This is a genomic window from Pontibacter sp. HSC-14F20 (genome assembly GCF_019599265.1).
Classification (GTDB): domain Bacteria; phylum Bacteroidota; class Bacteroidia; order Cytophagales; family Hymenobacteraceae; genus Pontibacter.
In genome coordinates this window covers 104,582-124,505 of sequence record NZ_JAHZTC010000007.1, presented here as the reverse complement: position 1 = coordinate 124,505, position 19,924 = coordinate 104,582, and the positions used below count along the sequence as shown (strand labels likewise).

The following is a 19,924-nucleotide window of genomic DNA, read 5'->3' as shown; positions in this document are numbered from 1 at the left end:
TTATTCATTCAAATCAAAACAGCCTCTTAGAGAAAAGGCAAGTACAAACCCAAAAGCAGCCCGTGCCCGTTAACTAGTTGTTAACTCACGTCCGCAAACATGAAATTAACCAAAACAATCCTGCTGCTGCTGCTCAGCCTGCATTTCAGCTGTTCTTCTGTTGCCACGCAGTCGAGTCAAGAACCCCGCTATGCCGTTACCATCGACCTTACCCAAGTGAAAGGCGACAAGGTGCCGGTAAGCCTGCGCCCGCCGGCTATTAAGCAGGCAGAGGCCATTTACAACATGCCCAAAATCGTGCCCGGCACTTACTCCGTGTCTGATTTTGGCAAATTTGTTTCAGAGTTTCAGGCGCTGGACAAGCAGGGCAAGCCACTTCCCGTAGAGCGTATCGACACTAACCGCTGGCGCATCTCAGAGGCCCAGAACTTGGATAAGATTACGTATTGGGTAGACGACACGTTTGATGCTGCTCGTCGGCAGGATGTGGTATTTGAACCGGGCGGCACCAACATCGAAGAAGGTCAGAATTTCCTGCTCAACGCGTTCGGGTTCGTGGGATATTTCGATGGACTCAAGCAGGTACCTTACGAATTAACCGTTACCAAACCCGAGGGCTTTTATGGCTCCACGGCGCTGCAGGCCACTTCCAGCACGGCTACTGCCGATACCTATACCGTGCCTAGCTACGTAGAACTGGCCGACTCACCGCTGATGTATAATAAACCTGATACCACGGTGCTGAATCTGGGCGGAACAGACGTGCTGGTATCTGTTTACTCCCCTACCGGCCGGGTTACTTCCAGGCCCATAGCAGACAACATCCGCGACATACTCGAAGCGCAGCGCAGCTACCTCGGCGGCACCTTGCCGGTCGATAAGTATGCTTTCCTGATCTATGTGCCGGAGCGACCGGGCAAATCGGGCTCTTATGGCGCGCTCGAGCATTCCAACTCCTCGGTTTACTATTTGCCTGAAATGCCCGAAGAGCGTTTCAACAGCACCATGCGCGATGTAGCGGCACATGAGTTCTTTCATATCGTCACGCCGCTTTCCATTCAGTCCGAAGAGATCCACGATTTTGACTTCATCAACCCCCGCATGTCGAAGCACCTTTGGCTGTATGAGGGCGTGACGGAATACTTTGCCTCGCATGTGCAGGTGCACGAAAACCTGATCTCAGTGGACGAGTTCATGCTCAAGATCCGGGAGTATATTTTCAGCTCCATGGCCTTTAACGATACGCTGCCTTTCACGGAGATGAGCGCCAAGGTGCTGGACGAGTACGAAAACCAGTATGGCAATGTGTACCAGAAAGGTGCCCTGATCGGGATGGCGCTGGACATACAGTTGCGCGATCTCTCGGGTGGAAAATACGGGCTGGTGGACCTGATGCAGGACCTGGCCAAAACTTATGGCAAAGGCAAACCCTTTAAAGATGACGAGCTTTTCGATAAAATAGCCGAACTCACTTACCCCGAGATACGCACCTTTTTTACAAGGTATGTGGAGGGCAGCGAGCGCCTGCCTTTAGGAGAGCTGTTCGAAAAAGTGGGGGTCAAGTATGAGCCTGTTTCGGTGCAGATGGTCAACTCATACGGGGGCTTTGTGCCGGGCTACGACCGCGAAGCAGACAAAATCACAGTAGCAGAGGCAGATGACATGGATGAGTTCGGGAAGCAGATGGGTTTCAAAGAAGGCGATCAGTTGCTGGCCTTTAATGGCAAAGAAGTCACCCCGATGAACATCCGCGACATCATAGGCGAAGAGCTGCAACAAGCCAAGCCGGGCAGCAAAATTGAGATCACTGTAGGACGCAAAGATGCCAAGGGCATTGTGAAACCCAAAAAACTAGCCGGTAAAGTCACTGCTGTTAAACGGGAAGTGCTGCACCTGCTCGAGCCTGTAGCGTCTCCTTCGGAGCAGCAGCTTCTCCTGCGTGCCTCCTGGCTGAACGATACACTCCCCTAAGAAACCATACCTCAAAAGAACAATTTAACAGGCCGGCTGTTTCAATCAGGCAAATTTGCACTAATTGATCTGATAATGATTATTTTACCAAGTCATGTCAGGTTATTTGTGTGTAACTTTGTACCTGATTTTCAAAGCCCCAGTTTTAAATTTAGTTAAATGCGCTTACCAGCTTTTGCTGTATACTTTTTCTTCCTGCTCAACCTTGTTGTCTCCGATGTGTTTGCTCAGAGCACCTCTACCATCAGTGGTTATGTGCGGGGCACCGGCAGCGAAGATGCACTCATCGGGGCTACGGTATCGGTTCCGGAGCTAGGTACCGGTGCCGTGACGGATGCCCGTGGTTTCTATACCTTGCAGCTGCCCGAGGGAAACCATACCTTGCAGGCTACCTACATCGGCTACGAAGCCATTACCCGTACCATTGAGGTTTCCAATCAAAATCTGACCATCAATTTTGCCCTGTTGCCTGCCAACAGCCAGTTGCGTGAAGTCGTGATTGAGGCCAATTCCCTGCAGCAGAAACTCAATGCCAGCCAAATGAGCGTCGAGACGCTGACCACGCGGGAGGCCAAGCTGTTGCCAGCCCTTTTCGGGGAGGTCGACCTGATCAAGACGCTGCAGCTCAAGCCCGGGATACAGTCGGGTGGCGAGGGCGCATCGGGCCTGTACGTACGCGGCGGCGGCCCTGACCAAAACCTGGTGCTGCTCGATGATGCCGTGGTTTACAATGCCTCTCATCTGTTCGGTTTCTTTTCTGTTTTCAACCCGGATGCCGTGGAAAGTGTGGAACTCTACAAAGGGGGCTTCCCGGCACAGTTTGGCGGCAGGCTGTCGTCTGTGTTGGATGTAAAGATGCGCGATGGCAACAAGGAGCGCCTCGGCGTAACAGGAGGCATCGGCCTGATTGCATCGCGACTGACGGTGGACGGTCCAATTGTGAAAGACAAGTCCTCATTTATCCTTTCCGGCCGACGCACCTATGTCGATGTGTTTACGCGCCAGATCAACCGCCTGCAGGAGGGCAAAGAGGACTTCAATCCTATACCTGACTACTACTTCTACGACCTCAATGGCAAGGCAAATTACAAGCTGGGTGAGAAGGACGAACTGTTTCTGAGCGGCTATTTCGGGCGCGACTTTTTCGGGTTTAATGACGCAGATTTTCAGTTTGGTTTCGACTGGGGCAACAAAGTGGGCTCCCTGCGCTGGCAGCATAAGTTCAACCCACGCTTTCAGGTAAACACCACACTGTCGGGAAGCAGTTACCAGTACAACGTCAGTAACAAGATCGATGTGTTCAGCTTCAACCTGACCTCCGACATCCGCGACCTGGCCTTGAAAACAGACTTCAGCCTGATTCTGGACAAAGGCCATACCTTGCAATTCGGTGCGATGGCGACCAAGCACGATTTCACGATCGGTCGCCTGAACTTTGACTCGGATGATGACCGACAGAGCTTCGGGGCAGGCAACGATTACAAGGCCACGGAAGCTGCGGCGTACATCGCCGACGACTTTCAGGTAAACAGCCTGCTCTCGCTTAACTACGGTGTGCGGCTATCGGCTTTTAACAGCGGTGGCAAGACCTACAGTGCATTCGAGCCACGGGCTTCTGCCAGGTATAGCCTGAACGAGAAAACTTCCCTGAAGGCCAGCTATGCCAGTATGATGCAGTACATTCATTTGGTTGCCAACTCCGGTGCCTCACTGCCGACCGACATCTGGTACCCTTCCAACGACTACGTGAAACCGCAACGCTCGCAGCAGGTGGCCGCAGGTATAAGCTACCTCTTTGGAGAGGGACGCTACATGTTCACGAACGAACTGTACTACAAGTGGATGCACCGCCAGATTGATTTCCGCGACGGAGCCAACCTTTTTGTGAACGATGACCTGGAAGCGGAGTTTTTGTTTGGTAAAGGAGAAAGTTACGGCAACGAGGTATACCTCGAAAAGATAAAGGGACGCACAACGGGCTGGGTAGGCTATACCTTATCGTGGAGCTATCGCCAGTTCGACGGCATCAACGAGGGCCGCCGCTTCCCGACCCGCCACGACCGGCGCCACGACGTTAGTGTGGTGGTGCTGCACGAGCTGAGCAAGCGTATCAGCCTGACAGGCGCTTTTGTGTATGGTACCGGCAACGCTTATTCGCTGCCCGTGGCCCGCTTCGCTTTTCAGGATGTGCAGGGCAAAGGCGCCACGGTTGTGCCTGTGTACAGCGACCGCAACAGCTTCAGGCTGGCCGCTTTCCACCGCCTGGACCTGGGCCTGGTGCTCAAACTTAATCCAAGACGCGGCGAGGCCGACCTGACTTTCAGTGCCTATAATGCTTACAATCGTCGCAACCCCTACTTTGTGTATTTTGAACAGGTGAAGGACGAAGACGACAACGAAACGCTCGGCTACCGGGCTAAACAGGTGTCACTCTTCCCGGTTATACCTTCTGTTACTTATAATTTCAAGTTCTGATGAAGACCAGCCGCACGATCTATACCTTGCTGTTGCCCCTGCTTTTGCTGCTGACCTCCTGCGACCTGGAGCAGGAAGTAGAAGTGAAACTGCCGCCTCACGAATCGCAGCTGGTGGTGGAATGTTACCTGGAGCCCGGCAAATCCCTGCGTGCTGTGGTGCTGGAGAGCGTGAGTTATTTCAACGACCCGGAGCTGCCGCTCGTACCCGATGCAGAGGTCTTCATTACGCACCAGGACAGAACGATCAAGCTGCCGTTTAGTCCGGTCCAGAACAAGGAAACCGGCAAGTATTATACCCACCGCAATAGCGAGAAACTGAATCTGAAGCCCGGTGATGTCGTGACGCTCGAAGTAAAAGACAATAAAGGACGGCACGTAACCGGTACCACGACCATCATGGGTAATGTCCCGATTGAGGCGGTGGAATGGAAGTTCAATGAAAAAAATAAAGCTTACCTGCTCACCTCATACCAGGACGATCCGGATGCCCAGAACTTCTACCGCTACATGGTGCACCGCGACAGCCTCTCCAATTCCTCCCAGCGCGATTTCATATCTAACGACCGACTCACGAATGGCCAGCGCGTTTCCTTCGGTTCGGGCTACGATTATGAGGAGGGTGATACACTTGTGGTTTCGCTGTTCCATTTAGAGCAGCAGTACTACGATTTCCTAGGCTCTATTTCGGATGCGCGCAATGCAAACGGCAATCCCTTTGCGCAGCCCTCGCGCATTGTGTCTTCGGTGCAAGGTGGCATCGGCATCTTCACGAACCTCTCTTACAACCGCAAAATAGTGGTGATAAAGAAGTAAGACTTGCCAGGCAGAAGAACCTATACCTCCTGACCGGCTATACTTCAGCCTGATCTGGGCGATTATATCACATCATATATTTGCGCTCTGCAGTTTGCCTACTCATACCTGGCAAACTAAAACATTTCAAAAAAGAAGGGGCAGCCTGATCGGCTGCCCCTTCTTATAATTTTGTGTAAGTACTTAGAAACTACTGCTGACGAACCAGTTCTTTGATCAGCAGGGTCATGCGTGGCTCGGCTATGGCGGCGGCTTCCAGAATATCGGCCAGGTTCACTTTTTTGATCCGGTCTGGCGTACCCATGTCGGTGATCACAGAAATACCGAAAATTTTCATCCCCATATGACGGGCAGCAATGGCTTCCGGCACAGTCGACATACCCACAGCATCTGCCCCAATGCGGGCGATGTAGCTGTACTCGGCTAACGTTTCGAGCATCGGACCGGGAACGCTCGCGTATACGCCCTCCTGCACTTTAAATCCGGCATCTTCAGCAATCACCATGGCCTGGCGCACCATCTGCTCGTCGTATACTTCGCTCATATCCGGGAAACGAGGCCCCAGTTCGTCCAGATTCGGACCGATCAGGGGGTTGGACGGCTGCAGGTTGATATGGTCGGTGATCACCATCAGGTCGGAGGTATTGAAAGCTGGATTCAGGCCGCCGCTGGCGTTGGAAATGAAGAGTTTCTGCACGCCCAGCAGTTTCATGACACGCACCGGGTGCACCACCTGGTGCATGGTATAGCCTTCGTAGTAGTGGAAGCGACCCTGCATCACCATGACACGGCGCCCCGCTAGTGTACCAAAAGCCAGACGCCCGGTATGGCTCTCCACCGTCGAAACAGGGAAGTGCGGAATATCGGCGTAGTTGAGGCTATACTCAATTTCAATTTCCTTGATCAAAGCGCCCAGGCCAGTGCCCAGTATAATTCCGAACTCAGGTTGAAAATTGCCAGTCTGGTCCTGTATAAAAGAAGCGGACTCCCGTAATTGCTGCATCATATCGTTCATCGTTTTTTATGCTGTTTTTTGGTTTGCGAAATAGGTCATTTATTTTGAAACAATAAATGATTTAAGTCATGTGTTGATACGAAAGGTTTTGTACCGCTTTCGTTATGCCTGGTTCTTAGCCACTTCAATTTCTCAGGTATAGCCCCTAGCGTAAGTGCCTCATTCCAGTGGCAGGTATAGCAAGACTATCTTGCACGGAAGCAATGAAACAGATTACTTAAGCCCGGTTCACTCTTGACGATTTTGTGTTTGAGCGGTCAGCGAGTTTAAAAGCTTCTTGATTTTTTTCCTTGATGGGGGTAGGGGCCTCGATTTTTTCTTTATCGAGGGCCCCTACCCACTACTGTTCGAAACCTTGTCAAGTGACGAATTTTTCCATTTTGGCAGGGTCCCCTCCGCAGAGCAGCACGATCTGTCTGACTATTTCCACGTCCAATTCCTGGGCAAAGCGCAGCCTGGCGCGGCGGTCGCTGTCGAGCTTGTTGAGCTTGCGGTAGACGATGAGCAGCAGGGCCACGATCAGGGTCATGTAGCGCATGACCTGGATGCCGTTCACGTCCCGGGTGAGCAGGTGCTCGAGCTGCAGGTGCTGTTTTAAGAACTTGATGAGCACCTCGATCTGCCAGCGCTCCCTGTAGATAGCCGCTACCTGGTAGGCATCCAGCCAGGCGATGTTGGTGACAAAGCAGATCGGCTCCCCCGATTCCAGGGTGGCCTTGACCAGGCGCAGGGGCTTTTCGAGGTAGCTTCCGGGCTTTTCCCGGAAGCTCACCCAGGCATCGCTCAGCACGGTGAGGGTCGTCCCCTCGGGCTGCTGCCCCACGGCCAGCCGCTCCTGCTCCAGGCAGTGGGAGCCCACCTTGCAGCGCGTGACAAAGAGGCGGCCCCGCTCGTCGAGCTCCTTGAGCGCTTTGCGCGACTGCACGCCCCGCTCGAAGACGACGATGCCCGAGCGGGAGATCTCACTGGAGAGGATCGTCTCAGGCAGGGCGCAGTCCTCGCTCAGAGCCTGCCGGTTGGTGAACACGCGCACCTGGCAGGGCAGGCTGCCTTTCATGGCCAACGTGCACTTGAGCTGGCAACTCTGCTTGCTGCCCGAGCGTGTGCGCATGCTCCAGGCCACCAGCCGGGCCGAGACGGCGATCAGGGTGGAGTCGTAGCGCACGAGCGCACGCTGCTCGCCCAGCAGGCGGTTGAAGCGGGCGAAGAGCAGCTCGAAGATGGCCCGGAAGAAGTCGGGCCGCATGGTCACGATCCGGTCCCGGATGGAGTTGTAGCGTGTGGTCTGCCCCTGCCCCACATCGGCCAGGGTCCGGAACTGCATAGAGCAGTAGAGCTCCTCCATCACCCGAAGGCTTGCTTTGCCCCCCTCCAACAGCGAGAGCAGCAGCAGTTGGAACATCACCCGCCCGCTGAGCTTCTTGACCTGGTGGTCCACCCGCGTCCGGGCCGCCAGCTGAGAAAGGTCCTGGTCAGGGATAAATGCCAGTAAATCCTTCGCCTTCATATCAGCCTCCTTTCATGTATGCCCCTTACATAATACGAACTTGACAAGGTTTCGAACAGTAGTGGCCCCTACCCCCATCAAGGAAAAAAGTAAGGCCCGCCCGGCCAGGACAAGCTATAAAGCAACCAAGTTGCTATACCTACAAACGGCAAAAGTTACAAAGCTATACCTGGGCCAGAGGCTCCACTATAGTAGAGACGAGTGAAGACGCTCACGCCATTAAACAAACCTCCTCCGTTATACCTGCAAGTTGCAAAAAAAGGAACGGACCAGAAACAAAAAGCCCGCTGGTTTGTACCAGCGGGCTTTCAGATATTAAATCAGCAGCAGGCTATACCTGCCTATCATCTTTAATGGATCGTCAGTTCATACGGCATACGGGTTTGTATACCTTGCATGTTCTCTACTTTCTTGTACATGTTGTACATAGGGTATAACTGGCCCAGCTCGGCTTTTACAGCACGCTCTTTTACCTGCGAACCAGCCTCACCGAACATCTCCTCAATAAAAGTCTTGCGGCGCGGCAACTCTTTTATGCGGTAGTCATCTTCTATACCTACACGGGCAGCGGCAATCTCGATGGCTTTGTCCAGACCACCATGCACATCTACCAGGTTACGCTCCTTGGCTTCTATACCTGACCACACACGTCCTGAAGCAATTTTCTTCAGGTCGTCCTGCGACATGCCACGGCCGTCAGCTGCTTTCTGAGTAAATACCTCATAGATCTTGTTGATCTCACGCTGCACGATGTCTTTCTCGTACTGCGTCATGGAGCGCGTTACAGTTGGCATATCAGAATGCTGACCTGTGCTTACACGGTCCACTGTGATGCCCAGCTTGTTTTTGAAGAAGTTTTCAAAATTAGGCACGATTCCAAATACGCCGATACTGCCTGTAATGGTGTTCGGATGCGCCACAATCGTATCGCAACCCATGGCCATATAGTAACCGCCAGAGGCCGCCATATCAGACATAGAGGCAATCACAGGCTTCACCTTGCGGGTCTCCTGTATTTCACGCCACATCACGTCAGACGCCAGCGCGCTGCCACCCGGTGAGTTGATACGCAGTACCACAGCCTTCACATTTTTATCCATACGGGCATTGCGGATCGCTTCTGCATAGCGAGTGCTACCGATCTGGTCGTCATCACCTTCACCGTCCACAATGTCGCCTTCGGCGTAGATTACGGCAATGCGGTTTTTAGTGGAGCCACTCTTCTCAGAGTCTTTCACTTTTTTATACTTATCCAGACTAACTAGTTGCAGCTTTTTGTCAGCCTCAACGCCCACCTGCTCTTTCATGTAATTAATGGCTTCGTCGTAGTACCCGATGTCGGTGGCCAGTCCATGCGTTTTGGCGTCTTCAGCCTCACGCACCAGCACTTCATCCGATACTTTCTTCATTTCTTCGTACGTTTTGCCACGGGCCTCAGCGATTTTGCGGAGTTGGTAGTCGTTGATTGAGTTCAGGAAAGAGGTCATTTGCTCGCGGTTAGCCTCACTCATTTTGTCGAGGAAGAAAGGCTCTACCGCACTTTTAAAGTCCCCTACTTTAAAGATCTCAGGCTCAATATCGAGTTTCTCAAGCGTGCCTTTGAAGAAGAACACCTCGGAGCTAATGCCATTGAACTCCAGCGTGCCCATCGGGTTCAGGTATATTTTGTCAGCCACAGAAGAAAGGTAATAGGCTTTTTCGTTGGTCATATCGCCATAAGACACGATAAACTTACCTGACTCCTTGAAGTCGATCAGTTCGTCGCGGATCTCCTCCAGCTTGGCCATACCTGCATCCACGAAGCGCATGTTCAGGAAAATACCTTTAACATTATCGTCTGTTTTGGCACGGCGGATAGAGGCTTTGATCTGGTCGAGCCCGTCGTTGCTATTCATTGAGAAAAAGCCGATGGAAAAGTCACCGAACGGGTTCTCCTGCTCGCGTTCCACAATGGCTTTGTCAAGTTTAAGCTCCAGCACGGAGTTTTCGGCTACCGTGATATCGCCTTTGGAGGCTGATGCCGCAATAATGCCGACCATGATCAGGAAGCCCAGAAAGAAAAATATGAACAGGCCAAGAATGGTTGCCAGCACATATCGGAGGAAATTCAACATAGGTTCTAATTAGGTTTAAGGTTCTGTTTAAAGGTACCAAGAATTATAGGTCCCTGCATACAATAAACAAAAATAGCGCTTAAAGTTCAATACCAAGCCCCTATAAACCGCAATCTCGACCAATCGGGCCTTTTCATAGACTAACCTAATGGTTGATGGTTCAGTTGTGGAATTGTTAAATCGTTGGGCGAACGATTAACCTGCCGCTTTATCAAAAGCCTTACTCCCAGGGGATTTCTGTGCACGATTCAGCCAGGTGCACTGGTGCGGGATTTAGACAGGTATAGCCCGTGCACGATTCGGACAGGCTGCGACCTGTCCCTATAGGGATAGTCACGATTTGCAAAAGGCTTTTTTAAAAGCTCTTCCGAACATGGATCCCAGGAAGAGCCAGTGTTCCCCTTATCCTGGTGTATTTATCCCTTTGCTATACCTGTCTGATCTTTGTTTTTATTTTCCGGTGAAGTACTTGGGAACGTCTGAAAATTCTCCGCCCCAGAAGGGTTTCATATCCAGGTAACGTCTGCGGAAATAAAGTAGCACGATCATGGACAGGAAAAGATAAGCTCCGCCGTAACTATACCCCAGATGTCGCCACACAAAAAAGGCAGTAATTTGCAGCACCAGTAAAATCACAAAAACAGTTCTGTTCATCCCTTACTAATTTCTACCTTTCAAACTCCTCAACTCCCAAATTCTCAGTATCTATACTTCTTCGCCCACTGTGCCTGCAATTGCTTGAGCAGATCGCGTTCGCGGGCGTTGTTGCCGGGCTGGTAGAGGGCGGTGTTGGTGAGTTCCTGTGGCATGAATTCCTGCTGCACGAAATTGCCTTCATAATCGTGGGCGTACTTGTAGTTGTTGCCGTAGCCGATCTCCTTCATCAGTTTGGTCGGGGCATTGCGGATGTGTAGCGGAACGGGCAGATTGCCTGTTTGCTGCACCACTTGGCGGGCCTGTTTGATGGCTTTGTAGCTGGCGTTACTTTTGGGAGAGGTGGCCAGGTATACCGTGCACTGCGACAGAATAATTTCCGCCTCCGGATAGCCGATCATCTGCACCGCCTGAAAACAGGAAGTTGCCATGAGCAGCGCGTTGGAATTGGCGAGACCAATGTCTTCGGAAGAGGCGATGAGCAGACGACGGGCAATAAATTTAGGATCTTCGCCACCCTCGATCATGCGGGCCAGCCAGTAAACGGCCGCATTGGGGTCGGAGCCGCGGATGGACTTAATGAAAGCCGACACCAGATCATAATGCATCTCACCCGACTTGTCGTACATCACGATGTTCTGCTGGGCCACCTGCTTCACCAGTTCGTTGGTCACCACTACTTCATCGGCTTTTATACCTTCAGCCACAATCTCGAGCAGGTTGAGCAGCTTGCGGGCATCACCTCCCGAAATGGTCAGCAGCGCTTCGTATTCTTCTATGCGTACCTTACGGTGGCGCATCCACTCGTCCTGCTCCAGCGCTTTGTCTACCAGTTCGATGAGCTCGTCTTTGGTAAGATGCTTGAGGATGTATACCTGACAGCGGGACAGCAAAGCCGAAATCACCTCAAAGGAAGGGTTCTCAGTCGTAGCACCGACTAACGTCACGGTGCCTTTTTCGACAGCGCCCAGCAAAGCGTCCTGCTGTGATTTGTTGAAACGGTGAATCTCGTCGATGAAGAGCACGGTTCCCTGCCTTTTTTTGGCCTGCTCAATCACTTCCCGGATGTCTTTCACACCTGCATTAATGGCACTCAGCGCCACGAAAGGCACCTTCATCTGGTTAGCAATGATGTTGGCCAAGGTAGTTTTGCCCACGCCCGGAGGTCCCCATAAGATCATACTGGGAATAACACCGCCCTCGATGTAGCGACGCAGGATGCCATCCGGCCCTACCAGGTGCTTTTGTCCGTAATACTGGTCCAGGTTGTGTGGCCGCAAGCGCTCGGCCAAAGGTACGTTCGGGTGATTCATCAGCTCTATTCAGAAAATCGGTCTTAACAAAGTTACGAAATGGAAGCCAAAGCCCGCGGACGGAATTGCCACAATCCTACTTCTTCTCTCCCTCTTCGCCTTTGTGCGGAGGCTCAATATCATTTTCCTCTTCCAGTTTCCGGCGCACGGCCTTGGTATCCCAGCGCAGCACAGGTATAGCCATCGGGCTCAGGCCGGGGCGCTCATCGCCAAAGAGCACGCCCCACTGCTTGAACTGTTCGGTGCGATCGAACACCACTTTAAGCATAGCAATCACGGGCAGCGACAGGAACATACCGGTTATACCTGCTATCTCCCCGCCCACAATGACGCCCACGATGGTAGCCAGCGCATTGATCTTCACCTTAGAGCCCACAATGCGCGGCATCAGGATGTTGTTGTCCAGAAACTGCACCGCGGCGATCGTTCCCAGCACCACCAGTACAGGCCACAGTTCTTCGGACGAGGACAAGGTAAGCAGCACCCCGATGATGTTGCCCAGCAAAGCACCCACATAAGGTATGAGGTTCAGGAAAGCGAAAATAACCCCGATAAGCAAGGCATGCTTGATACCGATGATCATGAGCAGTCCGCCCAAAAGTATAGTCATGTAAGTGATCTGGATGAGGAGACCAAAAAGATAGCTTTTGATGATCACCTGCATTTCACTCAGCGTCTCCTCCACTTTTTCGTGTTTGTCGCGCGGAAACCAGAGGAAGACGAAGCGCAGCAACAGGTTTTTGTAAAACAGCAGCAGGAAAATATAAATAGGCAGCAGGCCAAGAAAGATCAGCGTGCCCGTTACGCCGCCCGCCACTCCCCGCAGCAAATTGCCCGCATAAGTGAACAGGTTGTTGCTTTGTTCATTAATAAAATTGGTTTGTTCTTGTGTGGAGAAGGGCGTTTTACTGCCGATCCATTCGCTCAGGGCGGTCAGGTGCCGCATCACATTTTTCTGGATGGTCGGGAAGTCTTCTATCAAAATCCGCATCTGCGAAGAAAAAAACCAGATAATGCCGGCCAGAACCACAATCAGCACCAGCAGACTGATGCCAATGGCAACCGCATCAGGAAACCTGCGCTTGTTGAAGAAGCGGTAGATGGGCAGCAGCATAATGCTGATAAAAAAAGCGACAAGCAGCGGAGCCAGCAGGTCACGGCCCAGAAAAATGATCCAGCCCAGAAAAAAGAGCCCTGTAACCTCGATGGCCCGCCGGACCGTGAGTGGCATTTGATTCATGCAGAATAGGGGTTTGAACGTAATGGTTTTAATTGCCAATCCTTATACGGCACATACAGAATAAGCATGTAATTTTGCGGCATGAATAAACAGGTACAAGTGCATGCATCGCTTTTTCTGGTGGCACTTATTTACGGTAGCAATTATAGTATTGCCAAGGAGGTGATGCCCGCATACATGGGTCCTTTCGGACTGATCCTGATCCGGGTAGTGTCAGCGGCGCTGTTTTTCGGCCTGTTTGCACGCCTGGTGGTGAAAGAGAAAATTGTGGGCCGTGCCGATAACATCCGGGTGATCCTCTGCGGGGTGACCGGTGTAGCTGTGAACCAGCTCTGTTTCTTTGCCGGACTGAATCTTACGGCGCCTATCAATGCGGCGCTCCTGATGGTGATTGTGCCGGTAGTGGTGCTGGTCTTTTCGGCTCTGCTGCTGCGGGAGCGCATTGGCAAACGGAAGGTGTCAGGTATAGCGATGGCCTGCGTGGGTGCTTTTCTGCTCATTTATACCTCTGGAGGAGAGCAAGCGACCGGCAATTTGTGGGGTGACCTTCTCATCATCCTCAATGCCACGTCTTTTGGACTGTACCTGGTGCTGGTAAAGCCGCTCATGCAGAAGTACAAGGCCATCACCATTGTGAGTCGCATCTTTACGGTGGGCGCCGTGCTGGTGATTCCGTTTGGCTGGCAACAACTCATGGTACCTGACTACAGTACGTTTCCGGTTTCTATCTGGCTGGCTATTCTGTTCATGGTCTTTGCTGTCACCATCGTGGCCTACCTGCTCAATACCTGGGCGCTGCGCTACGCCAACCCTTCATTGGTAGGTGCTTACATTTACCTGCAGCCGGTTATGGCTATTCTGATTGCAATTGGGGTAGGCAAGGATGTTTTTACTTTGCAGAAAGCAGCCTTCGCTCTGCTGATATTTGCCGGCGTATACCTGGTGAGCCACTCGAAACAAAACGCACTCAAAAAAGCCGCCTAAGGCATGTAATTTTCTTCGGGCAGATCATCGGCAGTGCTCTGCGAAACCGGCAACCGCCGCAGCAAGGTATACTGAAAGTCTACAGAGTCACTCTGGATGGGGCTGGCATGCATCACCGTGATGCTGTCACCTTCGTGCAGGGTATAGTAAAAGTTGCCTTGTCCGGCCCACCAGCCTCCGCTAGCCGACAGCGCATGATGCGGCACTCCGAAAGCAGTATACATCTGCGGGGCAATGACGGAGCAGGTATACACCGTATCGAGCACGTGCTGCATTTCCACCTGACTCAGGTATATCACCGCCAGGGGATTGTCCTCATCTGCATTCTGAATTTCTTCGCACTGCAGGTCGGCCCTCACCCAGCTGCTTACATCCTCCACGGCATTTTCATGCGCAAGCCGTTCGTATTGTTCTTCCTCGTTCTGGCTGCAGGACACGAGCGTGCACAGGGATAAGGCAAATAAAAAGTGGCGCTTCATACAGGGCGGTTTTATCAGACTCAAAGGTAAAAAGAGAATTTATTCAGCGCATCAGGCAATGTCTCTTTTCATGATGACCATGCCCCGGTATATTTCCTTCATCTGCTCAAAGTCGAGTTCGTCGGTTCCCCATCGCATGAAGCCGTTCTGCTCATAAAAGTCAACGGAGCGGCTGCTGTCCATGGCTTTGAGCCAGACAACGCGTTTGCCGCTTTCCAGGGCATACTGCACCGTAAAATCCACTGCCCATTTGCCGATGCCTATACCTGAAGCGTTGTCGACCAGATATAGCCGCTCCAACTCAAGGCACTCGGCATCGGTGTAGCCCTCCAGGGCTTTATCTTTGTTGAACTTCATAAAACCTACCGGTTCATCCTGGTACTGAATCATGAAATAAGCAGCATTCGGATCTGCCAGGTCGTCGCGCAGCGCTTCCTCCGAAAAGCACCGGTTAAGATACCAGGCTCCGCCGTCATGCCAGAGGTAGGTATAGTGGTCGTTGTAAGCCTCCACGGCTATGTCCCGCAGTTCGGTCAGGTCTGCGAGTGTACATGGTGATATGGCGATGTCGGTCATGTAACGTTGGAAATAGAAATTGCTCAAGCCAATATACTATACCGAGTCTGTTTTTGTGCTGACTGAAGCCTTAATTTTCTAATTCTTACCGGCATTCGTTCACCAGGATTTTTAAGATGACTCCTAAATTTAAAACCATAATTGCACTATTCAGGATCGCACCCTAAACAACACCTGTCTGGAATCCGTATAATACACACTCGAAACTATTGAACTATGAAAAATTTAAGAATAATATCATTTGTAATAATGTCGGCATTTCTACTAGGTGGTTGTGCCGGCACAGACGGTTGGAGCAGTAAAAAGAAAGGTGCTGTGATAGGCGGCGCAGCGGGTGCTGCAACCGGCGCGGCAGTAGGCGGTACTTCAGGTGCTGTAATCGGTGGTGCTGCGGGTGCCGTAGGTGGCGGCGCGATCGGCCGTAAGAAAGACAAAAAGAAGAAGAGGGAGCGCCAGCGTAATCAGGAGTATCAGCAAAACCAGCTCCAGAACGAACGCTAGGCTATACCTAACTTTGCAGATAAAACAGGCCGTCGGGAAACCGGCGGCCTGTTTTATTATGTGTAGCATTCAGCAAGCTCTAGACACTCGCGGGAGTTGCCTACACCGCAGGGTATAAGCTACCTCCTCCCCCGCTTGCCTTTGCCCCCTCTGCCCGAACCTTTGCGCTTGTCGTTCTTAGAACCAGCTGCTGCATCCATAAAATCCTGGGCAGTGAGCGGGAACGGATGCTGGTCTACCACAGGTATAGCTTTGCCGGTCAGGTTTTGGATGGCAATGAGCAATGGGGTTTCGCTGGCGCCGCAGAAGGTAATGGCTATTCCTGCAGCCCCTGCCCTTCCGGTGCGGCCAATGCGGTGCACATAAGTCTCTGCCTCAAAAGGCAGTTCGTAGTTAATCACATGCGAGAGCTCCTCCACATCAATGCCCCGGGCGGCCACATCTGTCGCGACAAGCACCCGGGTCTCGCTGTTTTTGAAGCTCTCCAGCACCCGCTCGCGGTCGCGCTGGGCACGATCAGCGTGGATGGCTTCGGCAGCTATACCTGCGGCGGTCAGTTCTTTGGCCAGTTTGTCGGCTCCCTCTTTGGTGCGCATAAACACCAGTGTGCGGCCTATACCTAGCTCCTGCAGCAAGTGCAGCAGCAACGGCGTTTTGTTGGCTTTCTTTACATAATACAGCTCCTGCCGGATTGTGCCCGCCGCAGTCGAAACCGGTGAAACTTCCACCCTCACAGGTGCTGTCAATATCTTCTTGGCCAGTTTCAGGACATCCGGCGCCATGGTGGCAGAAAAGAAGAGTGTTTGCCGTTTCTCAGGTATAGCCTGCAGCACCCGCCGGATGTCCTGCAAAAAACCCATGTCGAGCATGCGGTCAGCCTCGTCGAGCACCAGCAGTTGCACGTGCTGCAGATCCACAAATCCCTGATCGAGCAGGTCGAGTAAACGGCCCGGGGTGGCTACCAGAATGTCTGTACCTGCCTGCAGGGCTTCGGTCTGCACTTTGTAGGGCACGCCGCCATACACCACCAGCTGCTTCAGGTCGGTATACCTGCCGTAGGCCGCAAAGCTGTCGCCGACCTGACTGGCTAACTCGCGCGTGGGGGTGAGCACGAGTGCCCGGATGGTTCGCGAGGCAGGTATAGCTTGCCCGTGCAGCAACTGCAGGATAGGTATAGCGAAGGCAGCTGTTTTGCCTGTACCTGTCTGGGCTGTTGCCAGCAGGTCGCGGCCCTGCAGCACTTCAGGTATAGCCTGCTCCTGGATAGGCGTAGGCTGGGTATAGCCTTCCTCTTCCAACGCCTGTAGCATGGGCGAAATCAGGTCTAGGTCTTTAAAAGTCATGGTAGTAGCAGGTATAGGCAATGTATAAGGCAAATGCTGGTGCAAAGGTATAGGGTAGCTGTGCAAGGCGCCATACCTGCGAGAAACAAAAAACGGCGAAAATTGCTTTCCGCCGTTTTTGAATCGTTTTATCAGAAAAGTCTTTTCAACTAGTCTGTTGTCAAAGAATCAGGCCATTACCTCGTTCAGGTTCGGAAGGCGCAGTCTCCCGAAGCGGTGCAAGGTGTTCAGATGCGAATGTACAGCCTGCAGAAAAGTCTTGCTCTCGATGTAGGTGAGGTTAAACTCGGCAGCAGTCTGCTTCACAATTTCGGCGATGGCCGGATAGTGTACGTGGCTGATGCGCGGGAAAAGGTGATGCTCAATCTGGAAGTTGAGTCCGCCCACGTACCACGACAACAACTTGCTTTTTCGCGCGAAATTGGCAGTAGTATTTAACTGATGAATCGCCCAGTCGTTCTCAATCACGCCACTCTCGCTTGGCAGCGGATGGCTGGTGCCCTCTACCGTATGCGCCAGCTGAAACACCGTAGACAGGATAACGCCCGTTACAAAATGCATCAGCAGAAAGCCAACCAGCACTTCCCAGAAAGGTATACCGAAAATCAGTGTCGGGGCTACGAGAATGGTGAAGAAATACAGCACTTTAAATGCAATGATCTTCAGAAAGGCAACGGTGTTCTCTGCTTTGGAATTCGCGTTCACACCGCTCTTGATAAAGCGGAAAAACTGCAGAAAATCCTTCAGGGTAACCCAGTACAGCGTGAGCAGACCATAGAAGAACAGGGCATACGCCCACTGCAGCTTATGGTAAAAACGCACGTTGGTGTGCGGGGAAAAACGCAGGAAGACCATGTCGTCTATGTCTTCGTCCATGTCCACTACATTGGTGTAGGTATGGTGCAGGATGTTGTGCTGCAGTTTCCAGTTAAAGGCCGAAGCTCCCAACAGGTTGACAGAGTGCGCCATCAGGTAGTTGAGCGTTTTGCTCTTGGAAAAAGCACCGTGGTTGGCATCGTGCATCACACTCATGGCCACACCAGCCACACCTATACCCATCACGAACCACAGCAGCAAACTGATACCTATACCTGGCGTAAAGGCAAGCAGCACCGCAAAGGGCACAATGTACATCAGCAAGAGCACAATGCTCTTCACCAGTATGTGGGTATTGCCGGATTTGGGCAGGTTATTCTCAGAAAAATAGGCGTCCACACGTTTGCGGAGCGTCGGGAAAAACAAGTTTTTGTCTTTGTTAACGAATTTTACTTTGCCTTTAAGCTTCATTTAATCTACTTGATATTCTTAATTCTAAACTCATTCGGGGGAAGTGTATTCTACGAATCAGTCGGATATGTGTTTGCCAGTTGCCGCTCCAGCTTATGCTTTTGGATGCAAAAATGCTTTCGCAGGCAAACATGCACAAATTGGAGGCTACAAATATAGAGGGGATTTGTGGGAGTATAAGCAGGTGAGGTTAATTTGATTGCATTAGCCGATAGCTTCGTTCATATTTGGCAGTCGGCCAAAGCGGTGCAGCGTGGCAATATGCGAGCGCACAGCCTGCCCGAAGGTCTTATTCTCCAAATATGGCACGCCAAACTCAGCGGCTGTTTCCTGTACAATACCCGCGATGGCGGGGTAGTGTACATGACAAACGCGCGGAAACAAGTGGTGCTCCACCTGGAAATTCAAACCGCCCACGTACCACGACAAAAGCTTGTTGTGACGCGAAAAATTAACCGTTGTGTTCATCTGGTGTATCGCCCAGTCATTTTCGATCACTCCCGTTTCGTCCGGTCTCGGGTGGCTGGTACCTTCAACAGTATGCGCCAGCTGGAACACGACCGTCAGGATGATGCCGGCAACAAAGTGCATCAGCAAAAAGCCCAGTAGCACGTGCAGGAAAGGAATTCCGAAGAAAAGCGTCGGCATGCCCAACACGGTAAAGAAGTACAGCGTTTTCATGGCAACCAATTTCATGAACCAGTTCCTGTTTTCAGCTGCCGTATTGTTGTTCACGCCGTTCTTTTTGAAAAGCGCATACTGCACAAAATCTTTGGCTATCACCCAGTACAGCGTCAGCAGACCATAAAACACAAAAGCGTATACCCACTGCAGCTGATGGAAGAACTTTACTTTGGTATGGGGATTAAAACGCAGCACCAGCCTGTCCTGAATGTCCTCGTCCAGATCCACCACGTTGGTGTAGGTATGGTGCAGGATGTTGTGCTGCAGTTTCCAGTTGAAAGCGGAGCCGCCCACTAAATTTAAGGTATGGCCCATCAGATCGTTGACGCGCTTGCTTTTGGAAAAAGCACCGTGGTTGGCATCGTGCATCACACTCATACCTATCCCTGCCACGCCTAGTCCCATCACAAACCACAGCAGCAGGCTAATGCCCAGACCAGGTGTAAAGGCAAGCAGCGCCACAAACGGTAAAAAGTAAGCGAGCAGCAGCACCACACTCTTCACGATCATGGAGGTGTTGGCGGTTTTAGGAATATTATTTTCGGAGAAATAGGCGTCTACACGCTTGCGTAGGGTTGGGAAGAACAGACTTTTGTCTTTGTTGACAAACTTGACTTTGCTTTGCAGCTTCATAGTTTAAGGGTATTGTGTGGTAAATTCAGAACTCACACGTAGGGGCAAAAAGGCACAGAGAGTGAACTGAGGGTATAGTCTATTAAAAGAGAATTTGGCATAATTAAGTTCAGACGCGTTTGCGCCAGACGAAGGAAAATTCGTTTGTTGCTTCAGCTTTCGATACCTCCATAAAGGGAGCATGACGGGTTTCAGCCACTTAACAATGTCCGCAATATAGTCAAAATCACATAAATAACTGCTATTCTCCGTGTGCAAACCGCAAATATAAAAACCCTGCATCAGCCACCGGACCTAGCCTGCAGACACAAAAAAAAGCCTGACCAGATTTTC

Annotated in this window: 16 protein-coding genes; 5 read left to right on the top strand and 11 right to left on the bottom strand. The window is 51.8% G+C overall.

Annotation, left to right across the window (positions count from 1 at the left end; translation table 11 throughout):
- Nucleotides 1-99: 99 nt before the first annotated feature.
- From K3G39_RS08785 to K3G39_RS08775, 3 genes are all read left to right on the top strand, one after another.
- Nucleotides 100-1,971, top strand: a complete 1,872-nt coding sequence (locus tag K3G39_RS08785) for a peptidase M61 (protein WP_220625814.1) — start codon at nt 100-102, stop codon at nt 1,969-1,971.
- A gap of 159 nt (nt 1,972-2,130) precedes the next feature.
- A complete protein-coding gene (locus K3G39_RS08780; RefSeq protein ID WP_220625813.1) occupies nt 2,131-4,446 on the top strand; it encodes a TonB-dependent receptor in 2,316 nt (771 codons plus the stop codon).
- On the top strand, nt 4,446-5,261 hold the full coding sequence (locus K3G39_RS08775) for a DUF4249 domain-containing protein (RefSeq protein ID WP_220625812.1): 816 nt from the start codon (nt 4,446-4,448) through the stop codon (nt 5,259-5,261). Before K3G39_RS08780 ends, K3G39_RS08775 begins: the two co-directional genes overlap by 1 nt.
- Nucleotides 5,262-5,451: 190 nt before the next feature.
- Here the strand turns inward: K3G39_RS08775 and K3G39_RS08770 are convergent, their stop codons facing one another.
- The 6 genes from K3G39_RS08770 to K3G39_RS08745 form a co-directional block, all read right to left on the bottom strand.
- A complete protein-coding gene (locus K3G39_RS08770) occupies nt 5,452-6,267 on the bottom strand; it encodes a purine-nucleoside phosphorylase (RefSeq protein ID WP_220625811.1) in 816 nt (271 codons plus the stop codon).
- 367 nt (nt 6,268-6,634) lie between these two features.
- The gene (locus K3G39_RS08765; RefSeq protein ID WP_220625810.1) at nt 6,635-7,783 is read right to left on the bottom strand and encodes an IS4 family transposase; all 1,149 of its coding nucleotides are present in this window, start codon (nt 7,781-7,783) and stop codon (nt 6,635-6,637) included.
- Nucleotides 7,784-8,133: 350 nt separating this feature from the next.
- On the bottom strand, nt 8,134-9,897 hold the full coding sequence (sppA, locus tag K3G39_RS08760) for a signal peptide peptidase SppA (RefSeq protein ID WP_220625809.1): 1,764 nt from the start codon (nt 9,895-9,897) through the stop codon (nt 8,134-8,136).
- 450 nt (nt 9,898-10,347) lie between these two features.
- On the bottom strand, nt 10,348-10,551 hold the full coding sequence (locus K3G39_RS08755) for a hypothetical protein (protein ID WP_220625808.1): 204 nt from the start codon (nt 10,549-10,551) through the stop codon (nt 10,348-10,350).
- A 44-nt stretch (nt 10,552-10,595) separates the two neighbouring features.
- Nucleotides 10,596-11,864 carry a replication-associated recombination protein A gene (locus tag K3G39_RS08750; protein WP_220625807.1) on the bottom strand — a complete coding sequence of 423 codons (1,269 nt, stop codon included), beginning with the start codon at nt 11,862-11,864 and terminating at the stop codon, nt 10,596-10,598.
- Nucleotides 11,865-11,940: 76 nt separating this feature from the next.
- Nucleotides 11,941-13,104, bottom strand: coding sequence for an AI-2E family transporter (locus tag K3G39_RS08745; protein WP_255594160.1), 1,164 nt, complete (start codon nt 13,102-13,104; stop codon nt 11,941-11,943).
- Between the two features lie 81 nt (nt 13,105-13,185).
- Between K3G39_RS08745 and K3G39_RS08740 the strand changes: the two genes are divergently transcribed.
- Nucleotides 13,186-14,088 carry a DMT family transporter gene (locus tag K3G39_RS08740; RefSeq protein WP_220625806.1) on the top strand — a complete coding sequence of 301 codons (903 nt, stop codon included), beginning with the start codon at nt 13,186-13,188 and terminating at the stop codon, nt 14,086-14,088.
- Here the strand turns inward: K3G39_RS08740 and K3G39_RS08735 are convergent.
- Together K3G39_RS08735 and K3G39_RS08730 are read right to left on the bottom strand one after the other, a co-directional pair.
- On the bottom strand, nt 14,085-14,567 hold the full coding sequence (locus K3G39_RS08735) for a hypothetical protein (protein ID WP_220625805.1): 483 nt from the start codon (nt 14,565-14,567) through the stop codon (nt 14,085-14,087). The genes K3G39_RS08740 and K3G39_RS08735 overlap by 4 nt on opposite strands.
- A 51-nt stretch (nt 14,568-14,618) precedes the next feature.
- Complete coding sequence (locus K3G39_RS08730) at nt 14,619-15,170, bottom strand: GNAT family N-acetyltransferase (protein WP_255594158.1); 552 nt, start codon at nt 15,168-15,170, stop codon at nt 14,619-14,621.
- Nucleotides 15,171-15,359: 189 nt separating this feature from the next.
- On the opposite strand from K3G39_RS08730, the gene K3G39_RS08725 reads away from it, so the two are divergent.
- Nucleotides 15,360-15,644 (top strand): glycine zipper domain-containing protein, encoded by a 285-nt coding sequence (locus K3G39_RS08725; protein ID WP_220625804.1) that lies wholly within the window; start codon nt 15,360-15,362, stop codon nt 15,642-15,644.
- 119 nt (nt 15,645-15,763) lie between these two features.
- Here K3G39_RS08725 and K3G39_RS08720 read toward each other — a convergent pair whose 3' ends face one another.
- From K3G39_RS08720 to K3G39_RS08710, 3 genes are all read right to left on the bottom strand, one after another.
- Nucleotides 15,764-16,987 (bottom strand): DEAD/DEAH box helicase, encoded by a 1,224-nt coding sequence (locus K3G39_RS08720; protein ID WP_220625803.1) that lies wholly within the window; start codon nt 16,985-16,987, stop codon nt 15,764-15,766.
- Nucleotides 16,988-17,155: 168 nt separating this feature from the next.
- On the bottom strand, nt 17,156-18,274 hold the full coding sequence (locus K3G39_RS08715) for an acyl-CoA desaturase (RefSeq protein WP_220625802.1): 1,119 nt from the start codon (nt 18,272-18,274) through the stop codon (nt 17,156-17,158).
- A 204-nt stretch (nt 18,275-18,478) separates the two neighbouring features.
- Entirely contained in the window at nt 18,479-19,591 is a 1,113-nt protein-coding gene (locus K3G39_RS08710; protein ID WP_220625801.1) for an acyl-CoA desaturase, read from the bottom strand.
- Between the last annotated feature and the right edge of the window lie 333 nt (nt 19,592-19,924).

Excerpts from the sequence above, each read along its gene's own strand:
- K3G39_RS08785 (WP_220625814.1), top strand. The coding sequence starts at position 100 with ATGAAATTAACCAAAACAATCCTGCTGCTGCTGCTCAGCCTGCATTTC.
- K3G39_RS08780 (WP_220625813.1), top strand. The coding sequence starts at position 2,131 with ATGCGCTTACCAGCTTTTGCTGTATACTTTTTCTTCCTGCTCAACCTT.
- K3G39_RS08775 (WP_220625812.1), top strand. The coding sequence starts at position 4,446 with ATGAAGACCAGCCGCACGATCTATACCTTGCTGTTGCCCCTGCTTTTG.
- K3G39_RS08770 (WP_220625811.1), bottom strand. The coding sequence starts at position 6,267 with ATGATGCAGCAATTACGGGAGTCCGCTTCTTTTATACAGGACCAGACT.
- K3G39_RS08765 (WP_220625810.1), bottom strand. The coding sequence starts at position 7,783 with ATGAAGGCGAAGGATTTACTGGCATTTATCCCTGACCAGGACCTTTCT.
- sppA (WP_220625809.1), bottom strand. The coding sequence starts at position 9,897 with ATGTTGAATTTCCTCCGATATGTGCTGGCAACCATTCTTGGCCTGTTC.
- K3G39_RS08755 (WP_220625808.1), bottom strand. The coding sequence starts at position 10,551 with ATGAACAGAACTGTTTTTGTGATTTTACTGGTGCTGCAAATTACTGCC.
- K3G39_RS08750 (WP_220625807.1), bottom strand. The coding sequence starts at position 11,864 with ATGAATCACCCGAACGTACCTTTGGCCGAGCGCTTGCGGCCACACAAC.
- K3G39_RS08745 (WP_255594160.1), bottom strand. The coding sequence starts at position 13,104 with ATGAATCAAATGCCACTCACGGTCCGGCGGGCCATCGAGGTTACAGGG.
- K3G39_RS08740 (WP_220625806.1), top strand. The coding sequence starts at position 13,186 with ATGAATAAACAGGTACAAGTGCATGCATCGCTTTTTCTGGTGGCACTT.
- K3G39_RS08735 (WP_220625805.1), bottom strand. The coding sequence starts at position 14,567 with ATGAAGCGCCACTTTTTATTTGCCTTATCCCTGTGCACGCTCGTGTCC.
- K3G39_RS08725 (WP_220625804.1), top strand. The coding sequence starts at position 15,360 with ATGAAAAATTTAAGAATAATATCATTTGTAATAATGTCGGCATTTCTA.
- K3G39_RS08720 (WP_220625803.1), bottom strand. The coding sequence starts at position 16,987 with ATGACTTTTAAAGACCTAGACCTGATTTCGCCCATGCTACAGGCGTTG.
- K3G39_RS08715 (WP_220625802.1), bottom strand. The coding sequence starts at position 18,274 with ATGAAGCTTAAAGGCAAAGTAAAATTCGTTAACAAAGACAAAAACTTG.
- K3G39_RS08710 (WP_220625801.1), bottom strand. The coding sequence starts at position 19,591 with ATGAAGCTGCAAAGCAAAGTCAAGTTTGTCAACAAAGACAAAAGTCTG.